This window comes from Bacteroides xylanisolvens XB1A (genome assembly GCF_000210075.1).
Classification (GTDB): Bacteria; Bacteroidota; Bacteroidia; order Bacteroidales; family Bacteroidaceae; genus Bacteroides; species Bacteroides xylanisolvens.
Map to the genome: position 1 here is coordinate 575,283 of NC_021017.1, position 5,928 is coordinate 581,210.

At 39.7% G+C, this 5,928-nt stretch carries 5 protein-coding genes and 1 tRNA gene; 2 read left to right on the forward strand and 4 right to left on the reverse strand.

Going from position 1 to position 5,928, the window contains the following annotated elements; genetic code table 11:
* Positions 1-40 precede the first annotated feature (40 nt).
* Positions 41-114, forward strand: a tRNA-Arg gene (locus tag BXY_RS02275).
* Positions 115-620: 506 nt separating this feature from the next.
* Here the strand turns inward: BXY_RS02275 and dapA are convergent.
* Positions 621-1,514 carry a 4-hydroxy-tetrahydrodipicolinate synthase gene (gene dapA, locus BXY_RS02280; RefSeq protein WP_004312921.1) on the reverse strand — a complete coding sequence of 298 codons (894 nt, stop codon included), beginning with the start codon at positions 1,512-1,514 and terminating at the stop codon, positions 621-623.
* A 59-nt stretch (positions 1,515-1,573) separates the two neighbouring features.
* Positions 1,574-3,574: an NAD-dependent DNA ligase LigA gene (ligA, locus tag BXY_RS02285; protein WP_015531116.1), complete on the reverse strand. Its 2,001-nt coding sequence runs from the start codon at positions 3,572-3,574 to the stop codon at positions 1,574-1,576.
* Between the two features lie 75 nt (positions 3,575-3,649).
* Here ligA and trmD point away from each other — a divergent pair, with 75 nt between their 5' ends.
* Complete coding sequence (gene trmD / locus BXY_RS02290) at positions 3,650-4,327, forward strand: tRNA (guanosine(37)-N1)-methyltransferase TrmD (RefSeq protein ID WP_015531117.1); 678 nt, start codon at positions 3,650-3,652, stop codon at positions 4,325-4,327.
* 216 nt (positions 4,328-4,543) lie between these two features.
* Here the strand turns inward: trmD and BXY_RS02295 are convergent, their stop codons facing one another.
* Both BXY_RS02295 and BXY_RS02300 read right to left on the reverse strand, forming a co-directional pair.
* Positions 4,544-5,455: a dihydroorotate dehydrogenase gene (locus BXY_RS02295; protein ID WP_008640229.1), complete on the reverse strand. Its 912-nt coding sequence runs from the start codon at positions 5,453-5,455 to the stop codon at positions 4,544-4,546.
* Positions 5,443-5,928, reverse strand: a 486-nt coding sequence (locus BXY_RS02300; RefSeq protein WP_457851318.1) for an iron-sulfur cluster-binding protein, incomplete at its 5' end; no start/stop codon positions are given. The genes BXY_RS02300 and BXY_RS02295, both read right to left, overlap by 13 nt.

Consider the following 5,928-nt stretch of genomic DNA (forward strand, 5'->3'; position numbering starts at 1 on the left):
TTGAATCCTGTCGCGGTCACTGAAAACTTACAAATTATAGGGTCGCGTAGCTCAACTGAATAGAGTAGCTGACTACGGATCAGCCGGTTACAGGTTTGAATCCTGTCGCGATCACTTAATCCTCTGCATTTTATGTGGAGGATTTTATTTTTCCCCCATTTCATCGAAGAAATCGGCCTTTTCCATTCAGCTATTTTATATCCCGGCTCGATATTAGAAAAGAAACATGTGGTAGGTTATTTTTTTATCGAACTGATTTATAAAACAAATATGTTCCATTGAAAAAGAAAGAAAAAGCATAGCTTTCGATAGGCTAAAGCTATGCTTTTCTATGTCTAAAGCGCCGCTTTACAGAACAAAAACAACCCATATCATCTACGCAAGCTTAGAGGATAACGCAAAATATAATCCACCACAACAAACAACAGCTTTTAAGAAGCTCCTTCATCTCTAAATTCCTTATTCATAGGCTATTCAGAAGAAAGATGAAGGAGAGAATAAAAATAAAAAAATCATAGGCTGATTTAAAATAAATATCCCAATGATTAAATTTAATCATTGGGATATTTATTTTAAACACTTCGATGTTTATTATGAACTAGTCAAGAGTCCATCTTTTTTCAGCATTTAATATTCAATTCATTCAAAACCTTACGTATTGCCTCAAATGTAGTAATACGAGTAGGAACCAGCGGCAAACGAAGCTTATTTTCAATCATCCCCATCGCATTTAACATTGATTTTACGCCTGCCGGATTTCCATCGACAAATAACAGGTTAAATAATTCCGTAAATCGATGATGAATAGTCAACGCATTGGCAAAGTCTCCTTGAAGCGCCAAACGTGTCATGCGACTAAATTCACGAGGAAAAGCATTACCAATTACCGAAATCACGCCAACAGCTCCCAATGTTATGAGAGGAAAGGTGATACCATCATCTCCAGAGATTACATTAAAATTTTCCGGTTTATTTTTAATAATATCATCCATTTGCGTGATATTGCCGGATGCTTCTTTAATAGCAACTACGTTATTGAAATCACGGGCAATCCGCAACGTAGTTTCAGCAGTCATATTTACTCCCGTACGTCCCGGAACATTATACAATACGATAGGGAGCTCCGTAGCTTCCGCAATCGCTTTATAATGCTGATAAATACCTTCTTGAGAAGGTTTATTATAATACGGCACCACAGACAATATAGCATCAACCCCTGTAAAATCATCGTTTTTCAATGTTTCTACAATAGCGCGAGTATTATTACCACCTACACCCAACAGAATAGGAATTCTTCCGTTAACGCGGTCAATTACCATCTTTTTTATGGTTTTCTTTTCTTCCTCGGTCAGAGTCGGTGTTTCAGCTGTAGTTCCCAGCACACACAAGAAATCCGCATTATTCTGCAATAGATAGTCCACCATACGCATCAACGCGTCATAGTCAACGCTCTCATCCTCTTTGAAAGGAGTAATCAGTGCTACCCCCATTCCTTTCAATTTAGTCTGTATCATGAGTTTTAATTATAATCTCTAATTTATTTAGCCGCAAAAGTACGAATATTTTTCTTATCTTACGATATAAGTTTCAGAAATTCGTCTTCGCTTAATATGGTTATTCCAAGTTTTTTTGCTTTTTCGAGCTTTGCAGGTCCCATATTATCTCCAGCCAGGATAAAACTCGTTTTCGCGGAAATGCTTCCAACATTTTTCCCTCCGTTTTTCTCGATAAGTTCCTTATATTCGTCACGCGAGTGATGAATAAACACACCACTGATAACAATAGACTGTCCTGCCAACTTATCAGTGTATCCACTCAAATCTTCCTCTGTGCGATAAAGTTGCAGTCCAGCCTCCTTTAGCCTGTTAACTAACTCACGATTAGACTCATTAGCAAAATAAGCAAGTATACTTTGAGCTATTTTTTCTCCGATTTCATCGATACTTACCAATTTTTCAAGATCTGCCTGTTGTAAATCATCGATATTCTCAAACGACTTCGCAATCTTTTTAGCCACAGTCTCACCAACAAAGCGGATTCCTAAAGCAAAGATTACACGCTCGAAAGGAACTGTTTTACTTTGCGCAATTCCCGTTACGATATTCTCTGCCGATTTTTCACCCATACGATCCAAACCTTTGATATCATCAGCTGTAAGTTTATACAAGTCGGCCGTATTTTCAATTAATCCCAAACGATAGAACATATCCACCGTTTCCGGCCCTAATCCATCAATATTCATAGCCTTTCGACTAATAAAATGCTCTATTTTGCCTTTGATTTGAGGAGGACACGCTGTTTCATTCGGACAATAATGAGCAGCTTCCCCTTCATACCTGACTAATTTACTGCCACATTCGGGACAATTAACGATGAATCGAACCTTCTCACCAAGCATAAAACTACGTGCATCTTTATCAACCCCTGTAATCTTAGGAATAATTTCACCGCCTTTTTCTACATAAACCATGTCTCCAATATGCAAATCAAGCCCCTCAATAATATCCGCATTGTGCAAGGACGCACGTTTTACAACCGTTCCTGAAAGCTGCACAGGATCCAGATTAGCTACTGGTGTGACAGCTCCGGTTCTTCCTACCTGATAAGTCACCTTATTCAAACGAGTCAATGCACGTTCTGCCTGGAATTTATAAGCAATAGCCCATCGAGGAGATTTAGCTGTAAATCCCAAATTCTTCTGCTGCCTCAAACTGTTCACCTTTAAAACAATCCCATCTGTGGCAACCGGCAGATTTTTACGCTCTACATCCCAATAATTGATAAATTCAAAAACATCCTCTAATGTCTGGCACTTACGCGTCAAATCAGAGATTTTAAAGCCCCATTTTGCCGCTTCCTGAAGATTTTCATAATGTCCGTCACAAGGCAGGTTATCACCCAGCAAATAATACAAATAAGCATCCAGTTTGCGGGAAGCCACAATAGAAGAATTCTGCAACTTCAATGTACCGGAAGCCGCATTTCTCGGATTGGCAAAAAGCGGCTCTTCACGCGCTTCTTTCTCTCGATTCAACTCTTCAAACACTTCCCATGGCATAAGAATTTCTCCACGTATCTCAAAAGAGGCAGGATAATTATCACCATGCAATACAAGCGGAATAGAACGGATCGTTTTCACATTATCCGTCACATCATCCCCCTTTTCTCCATCCCCACGGGTGACGGCACGAACCAACTTTCCATCTTCATAAGTCAGCGAAATAGAAGTACCGTCATATTTCATTTCACAACAAATCTCGAAATCCTCATTCAATGCCTTACGGACACGGTCGTAGAAGTCCGTCACTTCCGCTTCTGAATATGTATTTGCCAGTGACAACATAGGATATTTATGAGCCACTTGCGTGAAATTCTTGTTTAAATCGCTACCTACACGCATCGTAGGCGAATTTTCATCTTTATATTCCGGATGTGCCTGTTCCAAATCCTGAAGTTCACGCATCTTGTCGTCAAACTCTTTATCTGAGATTTCAGGAGCATTCAACACATAATAATTATAATTATGCCGGTGAAGTTCGGCACGCAATTCCTCTATTTTTTCCTTTATATCCATATTTCTTCGATTGTTTAAGGCAAAAATACATGTTTATCTTTGAATATTTGTACTTTTGCGAAAAATTAAAAGATTATGCGTATTGATATTATAACAGTTTTACCCGAAATGATTGAAGGTTTCTTCAATTGTTCTATCATGAAACGAGCTCAAGATAAAAGACTTGCAGAGATACATATTCACAATCTGCGTGATTATACCGAAGATAAATATCGCCGTGTCGATGATTATCCTTTTGGAGGGTTTGCCGGAATGGTTATGAAAATAGAACCCATCGAGCGTTGCATCAATGCTCTGAAGGCAGAACGCGACTACGATGAAGTTATTTTCACGACCCCCGACGGAGAACAGTTCAACCAGCCGATGGCCAACAGCCTCTCGTTGGCACAGAATCTCATTATTCTTTGCGGACATTTCAAAGGTATCGATTACCGCATCCGCGAACACCTGATTACTAAAGAAATCAGCATTGGAGATTACGTATTAACAGGAGGAGAACTAGCAGCAGCGGTGATGGCGGACGCCATCGTACGTATCATCCCCGGAGTCATTTCTGATGAACAGTCCGCACTTTCCGATTCTTTCCAGGATAATTTGCTGGCAGCACCTGTATATACACGACCTGCGGATTATAAAGGATGGAAAGTTCCCGATATTCTCTTATCCGGTCATGAAGCAAAAATCAAAGAATGGGAACTGCAACAATCCCTGGAACGTACCAGAAAACTTCGTCCCGACTTATTGGGAAAATAAAATAAAGTGTAAATAAAAACGACGGTGAAGAATATGTAAATCCTCACCGTCGTTTTTATTTTGCCTTCAGTTTATAAAAATCTTGCTGATAGCTAATCGTTAAACACAGACTTATTTTTCATCCGCTATTTCCAGCTTGCTTATTCTTCCTTTACCCAAAAGACAAATAGCATTTTTCTCGCAGACTTAGCGCGAATGGTTATTGTATGTTTTCAATTACACCTCAAGCGCACCAATAATTTCCTTTACAGACTTACATCCGTGTCTTTCCAAGTAATTATTTATACCATCTTCCACTTTAATAGTAACAGCAGGATCTATGAAATTTGCCGTACCAATCTGGATAGCCGTTGCACCTGCAAGCATGAATTCGACAGCATCTCTCCAGTCCATAATACCCCCTAAACCAATGACAGGAATATTTACCACCTTAGCAACTTGCCACACCATACGCAATGCGATAGGTTTTACGGCCGCTCCCGACATTCCTCCTGTTATCGTTGATAAAATAGGGCGTTTACGTTCCGCATCAATCGCCATACCCAGCAATGTATTGATTAATGACACGCTATCTGCACCACTTTCTTCTGCCGCGCGAGCTATTTCGGTGATATCCGTAACGTTTGGGGAGAGTTTTACGATAAGTGTCTTTTTGTAAGCAGAACGCACTGCTTTCACTACTTCTGATGCTCCTTTTGCTGACACACCAAAAGCCATACCTCCTTGCTTCACATTGGGGCAAGAGATATTTAGTTCTATAGCAGGAATTTTGTCAAGTTCATTAATGATTTCAGCCGTTTTTACATAATCTTCGATCGCAGACCCCGAAACGTTTACAATCATATTCGTTTGAATGTCTTTTATACGAGGATATATATGCTCTACGAAGTAGTCAACACCCTTATTTTGCAGTCCTACAGCGTTTAACATCCCAGAAGGAGTCTCTGCCATACGCGGATAAGGATTCCCTTCACGTTTGTGAAGAGTCGTTCCTTTTACAATAATACCACCTATTCGCGTTATATCAATAAAATCAGAGAACTCTTCACCATATCCAAATGTACCAGATGCCGTCATTACCGGATTCTTCATTTGTAATTCACCAATGTTTACACTCAAATCTGCCATAGTAGTTTATTTATATTAAAAACAGGACCTTCTTTACATACACACAAGTGACCTTCTGTCGTATTTTCCACACAGCACAAGCATGCTCCAATACCACAAGCCATTGTATTTTCCAAAGAAACTTCACATTCTATCTGATTACTTTTGGCATATTTTGCCACAGCCACCATCATTGGTTTAGGACCACAAGTGTAAATCTGCTCAAATCGTACCTTATTTAATATAGAATGTTGAGTTACGTATCCTTTTTCGCCATGGCTACCATCTTCCGTAGTAGTATACACCTCTCCATATTTGGCAAACTCTTCCAGCTGCAACAAATCTTTGTCGCTACGGGCACCTAACAAGAACGTAGGTTTGTGGCCTTTTTTAGCCAATTGTTCACCTAAATACAACATGGGAGCTGTTCCGACACCTCCACCAACTAATAAGAGCTTATCAGAAGCCTCTTGAGGCATTGTGTATGCATTTCC

Coding starts and splice junctions, on each gene's coding strand:
- ligA (WP_015531116.1), bottom strand. CDS start 3,574: ATGGATATAAAGGAAAAAATAGAGGAATTGCGTGCCGAACTTCACCGG.
- BXY_RS02295 (WP_008640229.1), bottom strand. CDS start 5,455: ATGGCAGATTTGAGTGTAAACATTGGTGAATTACAAATGAAGAATCCG.
- trmD (WP_015531117.1), top strand. CDS start 3,650: ATGCGTATTGATATTATAACAGTTTTACCCGAAATGATTGAAGGTTTC.
- dapA (WP_004312921.1), bottom strand. CDS start 1,514: ATGATACAGACTAAATTGAAAGGAATGGGGGTAGCACTGATTACTCCT.